Source organism: Bradyrhizobium sp. Unk1, assembly GCF_059512345.1.
Window position 1 is genome coordinate 55,202 of record NZ_JCAMOP010000019.1, and the last position, 16,077, is coordinate 71,278.

The 16,077-nt window shown below is 63.4% G+C and carries 13 protein-coding genes; 7 read left to right on the forward strand and 6 right to left on the reverse strand.

The window, feature by feature from the left end:
• The first annotated feature begins 26 nt into the window (after positions 1 to 26).
• From AC5ZFO_RS24195 to AC5ZFO_RS24205, 3 genes are all read left to right on the forward strand, one after another.
• Entirely contained in the window at positions 27 to 362 is a 336-nt protein-coding gene (locus AC5ZFO_RS24195; RefSeq protein WP_282518892.1) for a cupredoxin domain-containing protein, read from the forward strand.
• A gap of 142 nt (positions 363 to 504) precedes the next feature.
• The gene (locus AC5ZFO_RS24200; protein WP_028146963.1) at positions 505 to 1,053 is read left to right on the forward strand and encodes a sigma-70 family RNA polymerase sigma factor; all 549 of its coding nucleotides are present in this window, start codon (positions 505 to 507) and stop codon (positions 1,051 to 1,053) included.
• Positions 1,050 to 1,817, forward strand: coding sequence for an anti-sigma factor family protein (locus tag AC5ZFO_RS24205; protein WP_282518893.1), 768 nt, complete (start codon positions 1,050 to 1,052; stop codon positions 1,815 to 1,817). The genes AC5ZFO_RS24200 and AC5ZFO_RS24205 overlap by 4 nt, the downstream gene beginning before the upstream one ends.
• Positions 1,818 to 1,925: 108 nt before the next feature.
• Here AC5ZFO_RS24205 and hpnO read toward each other — a convergent pair whose 3' ends face one another.
• On the reverse strand, positions 1,926 to 3,317 hold the full coding sequence (hpnO, locus tag AC5ZFO_RS24210) for an aminobacteriohopanetriol synthase HpnO (protein WP_028146959.1): 1,392 nt from the start codon (positions 3,315 to 3,317) through the stop codon (positions 1,926 to 1,928).
• Positions 3,318 to 3,458: 141 nt separating this feature from the next.
• Between hpnO and AC5ZFO_RS24215 the strand changes: the two genes are divergently transcribed.
• A complete protein-coding gene (locus AC5ZFO_RS24215) occupies positions 3,459 to 4,124 on the forward strand; it encodes a DUF2147 domain-containing protein (RefSeq protein WP_282518894.1) in 666 nt (221 codons plus the stop codon).
• On the opposite strand, the gene hpnN is transcribed toward AC5ZFO_RS24215, so the two are convergent.
• Positions 4,092 to 6,680 carry a hopanoid transporter HpnN gene (gene hpnN, locus AC5ZFO_RS24220; RefSeq protein WP_282518895.1) on the reverse strand — a complete coding sequence of 863 codons (2,589 nt, stop codon included), beginning with the start codon at positions 6,678 to 6,680 and terminating at the stop codon, positions 4,092 to 4,094. The two genes, AC5ZFO_RS24215 and hpnN, sit on opposite strands and share 33 nt — an antisense overlap.
• A 462-nt stretch (positions 6,681 to 7,142) precedes the next feature.
• Between hpnN and ispH the strand changes: the two genes are divergently transcribed.
• Positions 7,143 to 8,069, forward strand: a complete 927-nt coding sequence (ispH, locus tag AC5ZFO_RS24225; protein ID WP_028159756.1) for a 4-hydroxy-3-methylbut-2-enyl diphosphate reductase — start codon at positions 7,143 to 7,145, stop codon at positions 8,067 to 8,069.
• A 35-nt stretch (positions 8,070 to 8,104) separates the two neighbouring features.
• The gene (gene hpnH, locus AC5ZFO_RS24230; RefSeq protein ID WP_282518896.1) at positions 8,105 to 9,265 is read left to right on the forward strand and encodes an adenosyl-hopene transferase HpnH; all 1,161 of its coding nucleotides are present in this window, start codon (positions 8,105 to 8,107) and stop codon (positions 9,263 to 9,265) included.
• 145 nt (positions 9,266 to 9,410) lie between these two features.
• On the opposite strand, the gene AC5ZFO_RS24235 is transcribed toward hpnH, so the two are convergent.
• The 4 genes from AC5ZFO_RS24235 to AC5ZFO_RS24250 all read right to left on the reverse strand — a co-directional run bounded on the left by AC5ZFO_RS24235 (position 9,411) and on the right by AC5ZFO_RS24250 (position 14,513).
• On the reverse strand, positions 9,411 to 10,760 hold the full coding sequence (locus AC5ZFO_RS24235) for a carbohydrate porin (protein ID WP_282518897.1): 1,350 nt from the start codon (positions 10,758 to 10,760) through the stop codon (positions 9,411 to 9,413).
• 150 nt (positions 10,761 to 10,910) lie between these two features.
• Entirely contained in the window at positions 10,911 to 11,969 is a 1,059-nt protein-coding gene (locus tag AC5ZFO_RS24240; protein WP_282518898.1) for an ABC transporter permease, read from the reverse strand.
• Positions 11,966 to 13,492, reverse strand: coding sequence for a sugar ABC transporter ATP-binding protein (locus tag AC5ZFO_RS24245; RefSeq protein WP_282518899.1), 1,527 nt, complete (start codon positions 13,490 to 13,492; stop codon positions 11,966 to 11,968). Before AC5ZFO_RS24245 ends, AC5ZFO_RS24240 begins: the two co-directional genes overlap by 4 nt.
• Before the next feature lie 58 nt (positions 13,493 to 13,550).
• A complete protein-coding gene (locus AC5ZFO_RS24250) occupies positions 13,551 to 14,513 on the reverse strand; it encodes a sugar-binding protein (RefSeq protein ID WP_282518900.1) in 963 nt (320 codons plus the stop codon).
• A gap of 256 nt (positions 14,514 to 14,769) precedes the next feature.
• Between AC5ZFO_RS24250 and AC5ZFO_RS24255 the strand changes: the two genes are divergently transcribed.
• The gene (locus AC5ZFO_RS24255; protein ID WP_496122735.1) at positions 14,770 to 16,038 is read left to right on the forward strand and encodes an ROK family protein; all 1,269 of its coding nucleotides are present in this window, start codon (positions 14,770 to 14,772) and stop codon (positions 16,036 to 16,038) included.
• Positions 16,039 to 16,077: the final 39 nt, after the last annotated feature.

The following is a 16,077-nucleotide window of genomic DNA, read 5'->3' on the forward strand; positions in this document are numbered from 1 at the left end:
CGAAAAAGGCTGAACGGAAGCTGACAATGAAAACACTCAATCGCCGCGACTTCGGTGTCGACTTCGGTCTCGCTTTGGTCGCAGCCATCCTGTTGCCCGCAACGACGGCCCGTGCCGACGACATGGAAGTGCATATCGACAATTTCGTTTTCCAGCCGGCCGAGCTCAAGATCAAGCTCGGCACCACCGTGACCTGGACCAACAGGGACGACATCCCGCACACGATCGTTTCGGCCGGCAAGTTCAGGTCGAAGACCCTGGACACCGACGACAAGTTCTCGTTCACCTTCACCAATGCGGGCGACTACAAATATTTTTGTTCGTTGCACCCGCACATGACGGGGATGATCAAGGTTGAGTAACGTCTCGAACCAAGGCATCAACGTCTTGCCCGGCCGGTGGTCCCACGCCGGCCGGGCTCGTGTGCCTTCGGTCACACACCCCGACGAAACGAACAGGGACGAAACAACGCGACGCGCAGAACAAGAGGCAAAGCGAGGAGCGATGCCCGCCAACGACGATTTGCAGAAGGCGCAGCGCTTCCGCGAAGCCGCGCTGCCCTATCTCGACGACGTCTACACGCTCGCGCGCTATCTGCTGCGCGATGCCTCCGACGCTGAGGATGCGGTGCAGGAGTGCTATCTGCGCGCGCTGAAGCATTTTGACAGCTATCGCGGGCCGGCGATGAAGCCCTGGCTGTTCGCGATCCTGCGCAACGTCTGCAACGCCGAATATGCGCGCCGCGCACACAGGCCCAGCGCGATCGAGGATACGCCCGGCGCCGCCGAGCAGACGCCGATCTGGCAGGAGAGCGAGGCGAGCCCCGAGACCGAGGTGCTGCGCAGCCGCGATGCTGGCGCCATCCGCAAGCTGATCGACGCGCTCGCCGAACCGTTCAAGGAAACATTCGTGCTGCGGGAGATCAACAACCTGTCCTATCGTGAAATCGCCGAGGCCGTCGGCGCCCCCGTCGGCACCGTGATGTCCCGCCTCGCCCGCGCCCGCGCCATGCTGCGCGCGGCCTGGACGGCGGAAGAGGAGCACTCGAGATGACCTGCGACGAAGCAAAAATCCTGCTTCACGCGCTGCTCGACAACGAGCTGGATGCCGGCCACGCGCGCGAGGTCGAAGCCCACATTGCCAGCTGCCCGGACTGCGCCGCGGAGTTTGCCGCACAACGCGAGATGCAGCGCGTGCTCGCCGACACCGATTTGCGCTATACCGCGCCGGCAAGCCTGCGCGCCCGGATTGAAGCCGCGCTGCCGCAGCCGCAGCGCCGGCAACCGACCCGCCGCTCCGTGCTGCGCGGCTTCGCGATGGGCTCTGCCGTCTCCGCGCTCGCCGCCTCCGGCGTCGTCGCCGTGGTGCTGCGCCAGGACGACCAGCAGCGCATCCTGTCGGAGGTCGTCTCCGCGCATCTGCGCTCGCTCCAGGCCGGCCATCTCATCGACGTGGTCTCGACCGACCAGCACACCGTGAAGCCGTGGTTCAACGGCAAGCTCGACGTCGCCCCGCCCGTGATCGATCTCACCGCGCAAGGCTTCACGCTGGTCGGCGGCCGGCTCGACTATATCGACGCCCGCGCCATCGGTGCCGTCGTCTACAAGCGCCGGCAGCATGTGATCAATTTGTTCGTATCGCAGACATCGAACGCGGAATATCGCGCGCCGAAGACCGAGACCATGCAGGGCTTCAACTGCCGCCGCTGGGGCAATCGCGGCCTGAACTTCTGGGCCGTCAGCGATATCGGCGCCGACGAGCTCGCCGAGTTCGTCGACAAGTTCGAGGCGGCGATGAAGGCGAATGTGGAGGGGTAGCTGGCATCACCGTCATTGCCAGCGAAGCGAAGCAATCCAGCCCGCATCCGCAGAGGGATACTGGATTGCTTCGCTCGCAATGACGATCGCTGAGATAGATCGGCGAATTTACGCCGACCGCCGCACCGCGTTGTCCACCAGCGTCTTGCCGAGCGACCAGATCGCGCCGGGGACCTTGTGGCTGCCGGCGATGACGTCGTCGAAGGCGCGCTCGATCCAGCCGCAATCTTCCTCGGTGATGGTGAGCGGCGGCAACAGCTTGATGGTGTGGCTGCCGTGACCGGCGACTTGGGTGAGGATCTTGTGGTCCTTGAACAGCGGCACGGTGATGAGCTGGCAGAACAGGCCCTTGTTGGCAGCTTCCAGCACGTTCCAGGATGCCCGCAGCCGCAGCGACTTCGGCGGGCCGAACTCGACGCCGATCATCAGGCCCTTGCCGCGCACTTCCTTCATCAACTCGTAGCCGGGGACCATGCGCGTCAGCGCCAGGCGCAGCTCGGCGCCGCGCTTGGCGGCGGACTCGATCAGCTTCTCGGACTCCATGACGTCGAGCGTGGCAATGCCCGCGGCCATGGCGAGGTCATTTTTCGAGAAGGTCGAACCGTGCACCACAGCGCGGTCCATCTGATTAAAAATCTTGTCGAAGATGCTCTTGCGCGTCAGCACGGCGCCGACCGGCACGTGGCCGCCGGACAGCGACTTCGACAGCAGCACCATGTCGGGCTCGACGTTCCAGTGCTCGACCGCCAGGAAGCGGCCGGTGCGGCCCATGCCGGTCTGGATCTCGTCGGCGACGAACAGCGTGCCGTATTTCTTGCAGAGTGCGGCAGCACCCGGCAGGAACTCGTCGGTGGGCATGTTGACGCCCTTGCCCTGGATCGGCTCGACGACGAAGGCCGCGACCTCGCGCGAGGCCAGCGCCTTTTCGAGCGCGGCGAGGTCGTTGAACGGAATCGAGGTGCAGCCGGGCAGCAGCGGCTCGAAGCCGGTGCGGAAGTTCGAATCACCCGTCAGCGACAGCGCGCCGTAGGTCAGGCCATGATAGCCGTGGGCGCAATAGACGATGCCGGGACGGCCGGTGGCGCCGCGGGCGAACTTGATCGCCGCTTCGACGCATTCGGCCCCGGAATTGGCGAAGAACGCCTTGTCGAGATAGGGGACGTATTTCAGCAGCCGCTCGGCGAGCACGCCGGCGAGCACCGAGACGTCGAACTGGACGAGATTGGGCAGGTCGGCATCGAGCACGCTCTTGAGCGCCTCGCGCATGACAGGGTGATTGCGCCCGATCGCGAACACGCCAAAGCCGGACAACAGGTCGAGATAGCGCGCCCCCTCGCGATCGTAGAGGTACTGCCCCTGCCCCTTCTGGAAGCCGACATCGTAGCCGATGGTCTTGAGAACCCGAACGAACTGCTCGTTCAGATACCGATTATGCAGGGTGCTGCGCTGGGCCTGACGGTCCGCGAATAGCTGAGACATGTCTGGATTTGGGCTGTGCATCCGCTACATACTTCGCTTGAGGGCCGGCTCGTCAACTGAAAAGGGACCGTTGCTGAAAACGGTCTGTGCGGCCTTTTGCCCTTTTTCGGACCATCTTCGCAAGCACAGCTTTAAACCATGTTGCACTGCCAAGGAACTATCATGCGTTTAGCCCTTTACACCGGACTAATACTGGCTGGTGGTTACACCTGCCTGACACCCGCGCTCGCCGCCGATCCGACCGGCGACTGGCGGGTCGCCGACGCCGTCGCCAATATTCGTGTCGCCCAATGCAATGGCAGCATGTGGGGCGCGGTTTCCTGGGAAAAGCAGCCCGGCGGCCGCGATGAATACAATCCGGATCAGTCGAAAAAGACCAGGCCGACGCTGGGCATGGCGACCCTGATCGACATGAAGAAGAAGCCCGGCGTCGATCAGTGGGAAGGGCAGGTCTACAACGCCAAGGACGGCCAGCTCTACAGCGCAACCATCACGCCCGTCGGCACCGACCAGCTCGAAATCAAGGGCTGCGTGATGGGCTTCCTCTGCGGCGGCGAGACCTGGACCCGCGTCGCCCCGCCGATTCCTTTGAGCACCGCCAACGCCATGGCCAAGGGCGCGCCGAAGCCCACCGGCGCGGCGCCGAAAGCCCCAGGCACCACAGGCGGCGCCACAACAGGCGGCACGACCGCCGCCAGCGCCACAGCGCCTGCCCCTGCCCCCGCGGCCCAGAAGACCGCGACCACCGCCAAGCCCGGTCAGAAGAACGCCGCCGACCTGGTCGGCGACATCTGCCTACTCCCTGAGATTGCGGGGTTTGCCCATTAGGGCCGGCTGGAACAGCAGCACTGCGGCAAGCGTCGTCACCAGCGAGAGTGCGAGCAGCTTGCCCATGCTGGACGTTCCAGGGTGGCTCGACAGCCACAGGCTGCCGAACGCGGTCGCCGTCGTCAGCGCGCTGAAAAAGATCGCGCGCGTCAGGCTGGTCTGGAGCAGGTTTGTCCTGCCCGAGCGCCAGGCCACGACATAATAGATCTTGAAGGCGACGCCGACGCCGAGCAGCAGCGGGAACGCGACGATGTTGGCGAAGTTGAGCGGCAGGCCGATCAACACGCAGATTTCGAGCGTGACCGCGCCGGCGACCAGCAGCGGCACCAGCGTCATCAGCACGTCGACGAACCGCCGCAGCGTGATCCAAAGCAACAGGCCGATCACCAGCAACGCGTAGATGCCGGCGTGGATGAACGCCTTCACCACGGTGTCACCGGATTTCAGGATCGAGACCGGCCCGCCGATCGCGGTCGGCTCGGCAGCGAGCACGGCGGCTGCAAACTTACGCAGCGTGTCGTTGTCGTTGGGATCGCCCTTCGGCTGCACCTCGACGCGGATGATCCCGTCCTTGCTCTTCCAGGCGCTGACGAGCTCGGGGGGCAGTGAGGCCAGGGTGACCGGCCCGGCCTGCATCGCGTTCCTGAGCTGGTCGAACACGATCTTCAGCGGCGTGACGAACACGTCCTGAGCCTTGTTCCGCGTCGCCTCGTCGCCATTGGCGAGCTTCTCGAGCACGTCCGCCAGCCGGCGCGAGGCGACGGCGCCCGGGCCCTTCGCGTCACCGGCGGTCCGGCGCAGATTGTCGACCGAGGATTTCAGCGAATCGACGTTCTCCTTGTCGGTCGGCGCCGCGTCGACCTGATCAGGGTTGAGCGCGGGATTCAGCACCTTGGCGCCCTGCGCGAGCAGCTTCAGCTTCGGCGGCTGGTCTTGCGGCACGAAGCTGTCGAGCGACATCACGCGCAGCACCTCAGGCACCTTCTCCAGCTTCGCCTCGACCTGCCTCGCCTGCTCCTCGGACGTGGTCATCACGTTGATGGCATTGGCGCCGGTGTTCGGATCCTTGCGCAAATCGAGGAACGTCGCGATCGACTCCGCGTGCGGGTTGCGCAGGTTCATCGGGTTGAAGTCGAACTTCAGGAAGTAGAGCAGCGGCAGGCCGGCGAGCGCCAGCAGCAACGTGCCGCCCACGACCAGCACACGGTGCTTCTCCAGAAAGTAATCGAGCGGCGCCAGGAAGGCATAACCGACGGGTTCCTGCTCACCGGGCGGATTCAACAGCTTCAGCATTGCGGGCAGTACGGTGATGCTGGAGAGGAACGCCACCAGCATGCCGACGCCGGCGATCTGGCCGAGCTCGGAGATGCCCTTGTAATCGGTGGGCAGGAAACAGAGGAAGCCGGCGGCGGTCGCCATGGCCGCCAGCGACAGCGGCACCGCGGAGCGCTTGGCGGCAAGCACCAGCGCGCCGGAGAGATCGTTGTGCTTGTAGCGCTCTGAGCGGTAGCGGACGCTATACTGGATACCAAAATCGACGCCCAGTCCCACGAACAGCACGGCGAACGCGATCGACAGCAAATTGAACGAGCCGACCATCATCAGGCCGGCAGCGGTCGTCAGCGCAAGGCCGACGAAGAGATTGACGAACACCGCGAAAATGATCTTCGACGAGTGCAGCGCCATCCACAAGATAAGCAGCACGACCAGCACAGTCCCGACGCCGTTGACGACGGCGCCTTCCTGGACGGTGGCGTATTCCTCGTTGGCGATCGGGACCGGACCGGTCAGTCGCACTCGGGCCTGGTATTTGTTCGCAAAATCCAGATCAACTGCCGCCTTGCGGATCGCGTCGGTGGCGCCCTTGCCGGGCTCCAGCGCGTTGTAGTCGAGGATCGGCTTGAACTCGATGAAGGCGCGCTTATCAGAATCCGTCAGCGGCTCGTCGCTGACGAGCTCACGCCAGGAGAAGCTCGCTTTGCCCTTGTTGAGCACGGTCTCGACCGTCTGCGCAATCTGATTGAAGGGCCGCGCGGTATTGTCGAGCTTGACCTGGCCGCGCTTGACGCCGGCAAGTCCCGTCTCCAGCGCGCCGGTCAGGCCGCGGATCGAGGGATCACCGGCCATGATCTCGATCAGGGGCGCTGCGGATTCGAACTGGCTGGTGATCTTGCCGACCTCTTCGGTCGGCAGGAACAGCAAGCCGTTCTTCTCGAAGAACTCGCCGGTGCCGAGCTGCTGCATCGACTGGAAGTCGGTCTTGTTGTCCTTCAGCTTGGCGAAGAGCGCATCCGCCGCCGCGGTCGCCATCTCCGGCGTCCTGGCCTCGACGACCGCGAGAATCGTCGCGTCGCGGTCGAAGGCACGGTCGAATTGCTGGTCGCGCTGGCGCCAGTCCAAATTCTGGGCAATCAGCGAATTGATGTCGGTGTTGATGGCGAAATGCTTAGACGTGTAATAGCCCGCCCCCACCGAAAGCAGGAGCCCGAGAACGACGACGAGGGAGGCAAACCGGGTGCAGGCCCTGACGATGGCAACGACTACGCTTTGCAGCATCTTTTCTTTCTGCGGTTAACAGCTTGCCGGAAACGCCCGCTGTTTATCGGAGTTCCCCAGCGAAACCTATTGCTGTTTTGAGTGGTTCTCGCCGCACGAAGGTTCGAGGTAAACGGCGACAGACCGTGGCAAAATCATGCGGGGCGGTCGGTATAGCCGGTGACTTGAGGCGGGAAAGTGGCGAAGAGCTGAGCACAAATGTCGCCATTTTGCTCAGGGCGAATACCCTATTATAATACCGTGGATTCGTACCGTCACGGAACCAGGGTTTCATCCGGTCTTTCCTTTTTGCCGATTTTTTGACACAAAGTGCTGTGCCTCCATGCGCCGGGCCCCAACTGGGGTGGGCGGTTACCGCGTGCGCGAAACCAATGGTGCGGTTATTGCAACTCATTGGGCAGTATCGAGGTGCCGCCGGGGACTTGAGAAGCGGATTGGTGCAACTTGCGTGATGGGCGTCCTATGGAAGTTTATCTAGCGCAGCCGCGCGGCTTTTGCGCAGGCGTGGTGCGTGCGATCGAGATCGTGGAACGGGCGCTGGAGAAGTACGGCCCGCCCGTCTACGTGCGCCACGAGATCGTGCACAACAAGTACGTGGTCGAGAGCCTGAAGAACAAGGGCGCGATCTTTGTCGAGGAATTATCCGAGGTTCCGCCGAAGGCCGTGACCGTTTTCAGTGCCCATGGCGTCGCCCGCAGCGTCGAGGAAGAGGCTGCCGCGCGCGACCTACCGGTGCTCAATGCCACCTGCCCCCTGGTCACGAAAGTTCACAATCAGGGGAAGCGCTACATCGCCAGGGGCCGCACCCTGATCCTGATCGGCCATGCCGGCCACCCCGAAGTCGAGGGTACGATGGGCCAGGTTCCCGCCCCGGTGCTGCTTGTCCAAAGCGTTGAAGAGGTTAAGGCCTTGACGCTGCAGGCGGATACGCCAGTGGCCTACATCACCCAGACCACCCTGTCGGTCGACGACACCAAGGACATTATTGCGGCCCTCCAGGCCCGCTTTACAGATATTCAAGGTCCGGATATCCGGGATATCTGCTATGCGACACAGAACCGCCAATCTGCGGTAAGGGACTTGAGCAAGCTGGTCGACGTGATCTTGGTGGTGGGCGCCGCTAATAGCTCGAACTCGAACCGGCTCCGCGAAATCGGCACTGAGGCCGGCGTCGCGAGTTATTTGATTGCCGACGGCAGCGCGCTCAATCCGGAGTGGTTGAAAGATGCCAAGACCGTCGGCGTCACGGCCGGCGCTTCGGCGCCTGAGGTACTCGTGGATGACGTGATCGAAGCGATGCGGCGGATCGGACCAGTCAAGGTCTCGGTGCTGCCGGGCCGCGAGGAAAACATTGAATTCCGGCTTCCGGCCGAACTGGCTGCGAGCTGACCCACCCGAATTCCAAGCCCAGAAAGAAACTTGTAATGGCTATCCCCTTCTTCAAGGAAATGCGTATCGGCGGCTATTTGCTCAAGCAGAAACTGCTTGGCCGCAAGCGCTATCCGCTCGTGCTGATGCTGGAGCCGCTGTTCCGCTGCAACCTCGCCTGCGTCGGCTGCGGCAAGATCGATTATCCGGATGCGATCCTCAACCGCCGCATGACCGCACAGGAGTGCTGGGACGCGGCCGACGAGTGCGGCGCGCCGATGGTCGCGATTCCCGGCGGCGAGCCGCTGATCCACAAGGAGATCGGCGAGATCGTGCGTGGCCTCGTCGAACGCAAGAAGTTCGTCTCGCTCTGCACCAACGCGCTGCTTCTCGAGAAGAAGCTCGACCTGTTCACGCCCTCCCCGTACCTGTTCTTCTCGGTGCATCTCGACGGCCTGAAGGACCATCACGACAAGGCCGTGTCGCAGAAGGGCGTGTTCGACCGCGCCGTCTCCGCGATCAAGGCGGCCAAGGCGCGCGGCTTCACCGTCAACGTCAACGCCACCATCTTCGACGGCCATCCGGCCGAGGAGATCGCGAAGTTCCTCGACCTCACCGTCGAGCTTGGTGTCGGCGTCTCGATGTCGCCGGGCTATGCCTATGAGCGTGCGCCGGACCAGGAGCACTTCCTCAACCGCACCAAGACCAAGAAGCTGTTCCGCGACGTCTTCGCGATGGGCAAGGGCAAGAAGTGGAACTTCATGCATTCCGGCCTGTTCCTGGACTTCCTCGCCGGCAACCAGGAATACGAGTGCACGCCGTGGGGCATGCCCGCGCGCAACATCTTCGGCTGGCAGAAGCCCTGCTATCTGCTCGGTGAAGGCTACGCCAAGACCTTCAAGGAGCTGATGGACACCACCGACTGGGAGACCTACGGCACCGGCAAGTACGAGAAATGCGCCGACTGTATGGCCCATTGCGGCTACGAGCCGACGGCGGCGACCGCAGCCTTCAACAACCCGCTGAAGGCGATGTGGGTGTCGCTGCGCGGCATCAGGACCACGGGTCCGATGGCGCCCGAGATCGACATGAGCAAGCAGCGCCCGGCGCAGTACATCTTCTCGGCGGAAGTGCAGAAGCGCCTGTCGGAGATCCGCAAGGACGAGGCCGCCGCCGCGCAGGAGAAGGCCGCTCGGAAGGCTTCGACTGCCGCGTAAGCACGCGAGTCGGTACGAACGAAAAAGGCCCGGTCGCCACCGCGACCGGGCCTTTTCTTTTGTTCAGCTCACGCGCCGGGAGGAAGAGCGGAGTGATGCGCGGGGCTACGCTCCGCCCTCACGCATCAGACCGGTTAGCGTCACATCAGAAGTGGACCTCGGTGCGCATGCCGAGAACCACGGCATTGTCGGTCTTCACGCCCGCGGCGTTATAGCCGCGCCCGCCGGGATTGATCACATATTGCGCGTCGAACTTGAGGTTCAGCCAGCCGGTTGCCTGCCAGCCGTACCAGACTTCGATCGGAACTTCGTTGCCGCCGGCATTGGGGCTGAGCGCCGCCGAATTCACATGTGTCGTGCCCACCGCGAAGCCGACTTCGTCCTGGGGGCGCCAGCTGAACGTTCCGGTATGCCGGAAGCCTCCGGCGATCTGGTAGTCCTGGTACGACGTCCGGTGATCGGCAACGGTCGTATTGAGGAAGGTGTACCAACCCTGCGCGTCCGGACCGTCGACGGTCAAGCGCTGAAGGATGGACTCGTAGACGCCGTAGCGGCCGCGTTGATCCCCGAGATTTTGATCCGGGACGCCTCCAATGCCGGGGATGGTGGAGACAACACCGGGAAGGCCACCATCAATGGTCGATGCGCTGTCGTACCAGCCGCCAAATCTCCAGGTCCCGTTCAAGGGCCCCTTCGGCGCCCAGACCAACTCCACCGGCACCATCACGCCGCTGGCGGGGGTTGAGGCGGGAATCCCCGGCAAGAAGTAGACGGTCGAGTCTGACGTCGTCAGATAATTCGGATTGGCGTCGTAGACGCCGACCGAGATCGTGAATTCCGGGGCCAGCTTGTAGTGGACGACACCGGCCCACTGGCTCACCGGCCAGTTATAGATGTACCCACCCTGGATGTTGCCGGGCTGACCGCCGCAGAAGGTCAGGTTGATGAACTCGCACAGACCGAAGAAGAAGTCGGAGCCGACCGGAAGACGGCCGCCCTTGAGTTCGAGGCGATCATCGAAAAGTTTCTGCGAGTAATAGAGTTGGGTCAGGCGAAAGATATTTCCGCGGCCGAAAACTTCGTTGGTCAGCTGCAAGGCCGGAATGCCTGCCTCGGTATTCAGGTTGTCGCCGAAACGCTGGACCAGCGTGAGGCCGACCGTGCCGCCCGGGATGCCGGCAAGCTTCGCCATATCGAGCTTGGCACCGAACCACAATTGTCCAGCGTTGGCCGCGGTGTTCCTATCTCCTCCCGACAGGTTGCCGACGGTTTCATTACCCAGCGTCAAGCCCAGATCGATGCCCTGCTCCTTCAGCCTCGTTCTGCCGAGATCGCCAAACAGATACGGTCTCGTCCAGAAGTCGTCGGCCTGCGCATAAGGCAGAGGCGCAGCTTTCGTTGAAAAATCGGCCGCATGTACCGCACCGCCCAACAGCGATGACAAAGCAATCCCCACACCGCACGCGCGTGCGGTGTTCACAAACCTGCGCAACATCTTCTTCGTCCTCCCGCCGTCTCAGGCTTTGTCATTCTTGCCTCGCGTTCCTGCCAAGCCCTCGAGCCTGGAACGCGCTCCTTCCCCAGCACACACCGTCGCAGCCGCCCACCCACGAAGCTGCCTTGTGTCAACTGGAGCCTGGATCCGTCATGCCTGGTCGCCCGTTCTCACCGGCAGCGCGTCCACGCCGCGCGGTGCTGCGCCCTGCTGTCCTTCAAACGTCGATCTCGGCGCCGTACGGGCGAGGCCGGCCAGCGCCTGCTTTCGTCGCCGCCGGGCCTGCAACTGATGATCCGCCAACACGCCGATCAAAATCACCGTCCCCATCACCGCAAAGTTCAGGGAATTGGGGATGCCCAGGATATTCACGAGGTTCTGCAGCACCTGCAGCAGCGCAGTCCCCAGCACGATGCCGAGAATGGAGCCTTCGCCACCGCGCAGACTGCACCCGCCCAGGACGGCAGCCGCGATCGCGTAGAGCTCATAGAAATTGCCGAAGGAGCTCGGCGACACCGAGTTCGTGTAGAACACGAACAAGACTGTCGAAACGCCGGCGAGCCCACCGCTGATGATGTAGGCGGTTGCGATCACGACATTCGTGTTGATGCCCGAGAAGCGCGCCGCTTCCTCGTTCTTGCCGACGGCATAAAGCCAGCGCCCGTAGACCGAGCGGTGCAGCAGCACGCCGAGGACGAGCGCAAGGATGATCAGAAGGATGAACGTATTCGGGATGCCCGCCACATTGCCGGAGGCAATGCTGCTCAGCGTCCCGGCCTCGTCGCCGTAGCCGAAGCCGCGTGTCGAGTCGCTCGTATAGTAGCGGGCGGCGCCGCGATAGATCAGCAACCCGCACAGCGTCACGATGAAGGGCTGCATCTTCAGCCGGGTGACGAGGAAACCCTGAATGCCTCCCAGCACCAGCCCGCCCAGCAACACCGCCAGCAGCGCCAGGGGCCAGGGAACCTGATAAGTCGTCAGAAGGTCGATGAAGACGACGCCGAGCAGCGCGAACATCGAGCCGAGCGAGAGGTCGATGCCGCCGGTGATGATCACGAGCCCCTCGCCAAGCGCAAACACACCGAACAGGCCGATCAGATTGGCCATGTTCAGCAAGTTCACCAGCGACAGGAAGGCCGGATTGATCGCGCCCGTGACGGCGGAAATCACCAGGAGCAGCAGGCCGAGGCCGAGTTCCTTCTTGTTCATGGCGCAGCGGCTTCCACGGTTTCCGGTGCCTGGCCGATTGCAAGCTGCAACACGTTGTATTCGCTGAACTGCGGGCGCTCCAGCACGCCGCTGACGCTCCCTTCATGCATCACCGCGATCCGGTCGGAGACGCCGATGACCTCCTCCATGTCCGAAGAAATCATCACGATCGCGACGCCCTGGTCGGCGAGCTCGCGCATCAGCGCGTAGATCTCGCTCTTGGCACCGACATCGACGCCACGGGTCGGCTCGTCGAAGAACATCACGCGCGGCTGCATGGAGAGCCACTTGCCCAGCACCACCTTCTGCTGGTTGCCGCCGGAGAGCGTCACGGCCTCCATATCGATGCTCGGCACCTTGATGGAGAGCCGCCTCACCTGCTCTTTCGCGACCTTGCGCTCGGCCGGGCCGCTGACCAGCCACATCCGCGCATAATTCAGCAGGCTGGCCAGCGTCACGTTCTCCCGGATCGGCAGCTCCAGCACGAGCCCGGATTTCTTGCGATCCTCCGGCATCAGATAGATGCCTTGCCTGATCGCGTCCTGTGGCGAGGCGACATCGACCGGCGCGTTGTCGAGCCTGATCTCGCCGCCCAGCAGCGGGTCAATGCCGAAAGCCGCGCGAGCCAAGGAGGTGCGACCGGCGCCCACGAGCCCTGCCAGTCCGAGTATCTCGCCATGCCGCACGGAAAGATCGATCTGCCGGTCGGGAAAGGCCGATGTCACGAGGCCGACAATGTCGCAGCCACCCGGCTGCGGCGGCCGCTTCGGCGGCGTATGCAGCGCTTTCAGGTCGCGACCGATCATCAGCCGGATCATTGCGGCATGGCTCAGCCTGTCGCGCGCCAGCTCTCCCACCGTGCGCCCGTCGCGGAGCACCACGACGCGGTCGGCGCAGGTCATGATCTCGCAGAGCCGGTGAGAGATATAGATCACCGATATGCCATGCGCCTTCAGATCGGCAATCACCTCCAGCAACCGTTCAGTTTCCGAAATCGTCAGGCTGGAGGTCGGCTCGTCCATGATGATCACGCGGGCATCGATCGAGAGCGCCTTGGCGATCTCCACCAACTGACGCTCGGCGATCGACAAATTGTCGACCAGCGTGTCCGGGGTGAAATCGGCGCCCAGCCGCTCCAGCAGCGGCGTCACGCGAGCGCGCATCTCCACATTGTCCACCAGCTTCAGCGGGCCGCCGACAACCCGCTCGCGCCCAATGAAGACGTTTGCGGCGACGTCGAGATTTTCGAAAAGGTTCAGTTCCTGATGCACGAAGGCGATGCCGGCCTGCGTCGCCTCGTTCACCGTCATACCGGCATGGTCGATGCCGCCGATGCGGATCACGCCCTCGCTCGGCGCGATCACGCCACCCAGCACGCGCATCAGCGTCGATTTGCCGGCGCCGTTCTCGCCGATCAGGCCCAACACCTCGCCGCGGTACACACGCAGGCTGACGTCGTCGAGGGCCATGACCCCGGGATAGGACTTGCTGATCCCGGCGAGTTCGAACAGGATTTCCGCCATTCATTTCCTCCCGCACGACGCCCGACTGTGCCAGCCGGGCGTCGAAAGGCGCTGAAAGTCACTTCTTCAGCAGCCCCTTCAGATTTGCGGTGAATTCGGCGACGTTCGACTTGCTGATCACTTGGGTTGGCACGATCAGCTTGCTGTCAGCCGGAATCCAGGATTTGTCGCCGTTCAGCGTCTTGATGATGTTGGTGGCGGAGAGATACCCGAATTCGTACGGCTGCTGCACGACAGTGGATTCGATCGTGCCGTCGGATATTCCCCGCAGCGTGCGCTGGTCCTCGTCGAAGCCGACGATCTTCACCTTGCCGGCCTTGCCCGCCGCCTTGACCGCGTCATAGATCAGCGGTGTCTCGTAGCTCCAAAGGCCGGACAACAGCGCGATGTCCGGATATTTGACGAGCACGTTCTCCATGTTCGCCTTGGCCTTGGCGAAGTCCACCTGGTCGGTGAACACGTCGACCAGCTCGACCTTGGTGCCGGCGATCGCTTCCTTGATCCCCTGCACCCGCTCGCGGGCATTGTCGGCGTCCATCGTGCCGACGAACAGTGCGATCTTGCCGCCGTTCGGCAGCGCCTTCTTGATCTCCTCGCCTGCCTGCCGCCCGGCCGCGACGTTGTCGGTGCCGATATAGGCGAGACGCTTGCTCTGCGGGGCGTCGCTGTCCGTCGTGATCAACACGGTCTTGGCCGCAACCTTGTTGAGCTGTTCGGTCGCGTGCGGCGCATCGTCGACCGAGATGGAGATGCCGGCGACGCCGCGTACCAGCAGGTCGTCCAGCTCGCGCCGCTGGCCCGCCGCCGTGCCTTCGTTGGTGACGATCAATTCGATATTGTATTCCGGGTGCTCCTTCTGCGCCTTTTCGAGCCCGCGGCCGGCGATGGTCCAGAAGTCGGCCGCAACATTGGTGACCAGCGCGATGGTCTTTTTCTGTTGGGCCTGCGCCACCCCCGTCGCCATCGCGAACGCGGCAGTCGCGAGCAGCGGCACTAGCAATTTCTTCATCGATCCGTTCATGTTCACCTCCCTTGGGTCACCCCGGATGGGGCCTTCAGGGCGCTTCTGCGCCTTATTTTATTTACGTAGCGAAGAAATGTCGCAGAGCAAAAACATCGAAATCGGGATGTACTGGCTCCTTCTTCAAGCGGAGATAGTACATGAGGTATGATAATAGTAAATATGGCTCGCAGACAACGTCTTCCGGTTGTGCTTTTTCGATCACATCACCCGACCACCCGCTCATTAACTTCACGTAATAAATTAAAGAGACAACATGGTTGACCAAATTGAGCCGCCGAGACGTACCTCAAGCATCGCCCGCGGCTCGAACCGCGGCCGCCTCGTCGAAGTCTTGCGACGCCAGGGGCCGTTGCCGCGTGTGGAGCTCGCCCGGAGTACGGGATTGAGCTTCCCCGCCGTTTCCGGCCTGACGTCGCGACTGATCGCGGAAGAGTTGCTGTGCGAGACCGAGACACCGGCAAGCTCGTGGCCCGACGACACGGACGAAGACGATGCGGACGGGCTGAACAGCCGCCGCCGGGGCCGGCCCGCCGTGCTGCTGACCCTCAACCCGGAGTTCGGCCGCATCATCGCGGTCTCGCTGCGCATGAATCTGATTGAAACACTGATCGCGGATTTCAGCGGCTCCAGCCTGGCGCAAACGCGGCTCGAAATCGCGACGCGGGCTCTCGATGCAGGCGCATTGTGCGATCTCGTGATCGCGCAGATCGATGCGATGCTCGAGGCGACGGCCACACCGCGCCATCGCCTGCTGGGAATAGGAATTGCCCTCCAAGGCATCGTGAACGCGGACACCGGCCGGCATCTGTGGAGTCCGGCGCTGTCCGTCACCGATATCGATCTGGTGAAGCCGGTGCGCGAGGCCTTCGGCGCTGAAGTCGTGATGGCGAATGATGCCGTCGCGGTTGCGCTCGCCCTCTCCGCCGCGGAGCCGTCACTGGCGCAGGGCCTCTCGGCAACGATCATGGTCGGCCACGGCGTCGGCATGGGCGTCGTTGTCGACGGTGAAGCGCGCTGGGGCGCCGGCGCCGGCAGCGAGATTGGCCATATCAAATTGGGATCGAACGGGCCGCAATGCCGCTGCGGCCAGCGCGGCTGCATCGAGGCCCATCTCGCCGACTACGCGCTCTACCGCGACGCCCGCACCTTTCTCGACTTGCCGCCGGCGGCGTCGCAGCAGCCTTCCGAGGCGCAGATGGCCCTCCTGCGCGAGCGGGCGCGGGGCGGCGATCCCCGTCTCGAGCACGTATTCCAGCAGGCAGGTCGTGCGCTTGCCGAGGCGGTCGCGGCAACGATATCCGTGCTGCGCCCACACCATGTGATCCTGGCGGGACCCGGCCTGCAGGCATTCGACATGATGCGCCGCGCCTATGAGGAGCGGCTCGAGCAAGCGGTGTTGCCATGGCTGCTCAAGTCCACGGCGATCTATCTGCGTCCAAGTGAGTCGGCGGCAATCGTCGAGGGCATGATGCGACGGACGCTGTGGGTCGTGGACCGAAACCGCATGGAGGCGACCGAGTGAGCAGGCACCAAAACGCAAAGGGCCCGGTCGCCAATGGCG

Bases quoted from the DNA above. Each gene is read 5' to 3' on its own strand.
- AC5ZFO_RS24245 (WP_282518899.1), bottom strand. From the start codon at position 13,492: ATGGCGGAAATCCTGTTCGAACTCGCCGGGATCAGCAAGTCCTATCCC.
- AC5ZFO_RS24250 (WP_282518900.1), bottom strand. From the start codon at position 14,513: ATGAACGGATCGATGAAGAAATTGCTAGTGCCGCTGCTCGCGACTGCC.
- hpnN (WP_282518895.1), bottom strand. From the start codon at position 6,680: ATGCTGCAAAGCGTAGTCGTTGCCATCGTCAGGGCCTGCACCCGGTTT.
- AC5ZFO_RS24255 (WP_496122735.1), top strand. From the start codon at position 14,770: ATGGTTGACCAAATTGAGCCGCCGAGACGTACCTCAAGCATCGCCCGC.
- AC5ZFO_RS24240 (WP_282518898.1), bottom strand. From the start codon at position 11,969: ATGAACAAGAAGGAACTCGGCCTCGGCCTGCTGCTCCTGGTGATTTCC.
- hpnH (WP_282518896.1), top strand. From the start codon at position 8,105: ATGGCTATCCCCTTCTTCAAGGAAATGCGTATCGGCGGCTATTTGCTC.
- AC5ZFO_RS24205 (WP_282518893.1), top strand. From the start codon at position 1,050: ATGACCTGCGACGAAGCAAAAATCCTGCTTCACGCGCTGCTCGACAAC.
- AC5ZFO_RS24215 (WP_282518894.1), top strand. From the start codon at position 3,459: ATGCGTTTAGCCCTTTACACCGGACTAATACTGGCTGGTGGTTACACC.
- AC5ZFO_RS24200 (WP_028146963.1), top strand. From the start codon at position 505: ATGCCCGCCAACGACGATTTGCAGAAGGCGCAGCGCTTCCGCGAAGCC.
- hpnO (WP_028146959.1), bottom strand. From the start codon at position 3,317: ATGCACAGCCCAAATCCAGACATGTCTCAGCTATTCGCGGACCGTCAG.
- AC5ZFO_RS24195 (WP_282518892.1), top strand. From the start codon at position 27: ATGAAAACACTCAATCGCCGCGACTTCGGTGTCGACTTCGGTCTCGCT.
- AC5ZFO_RS24235 (WP_282518897.1), bottom strand. From the start codon at position 10,760: ATGTTGCGCAGGTTTGTGAACACCGCACGCGCGTGCGGTGTGGGGATT.
- ispH (WP_028159756.1), top strand. From the start codon at position 7,143: ATGGAAGTTTATCTAGCGCAGCCGCGCGGCTTTTGCGCAGGCGTGGTG.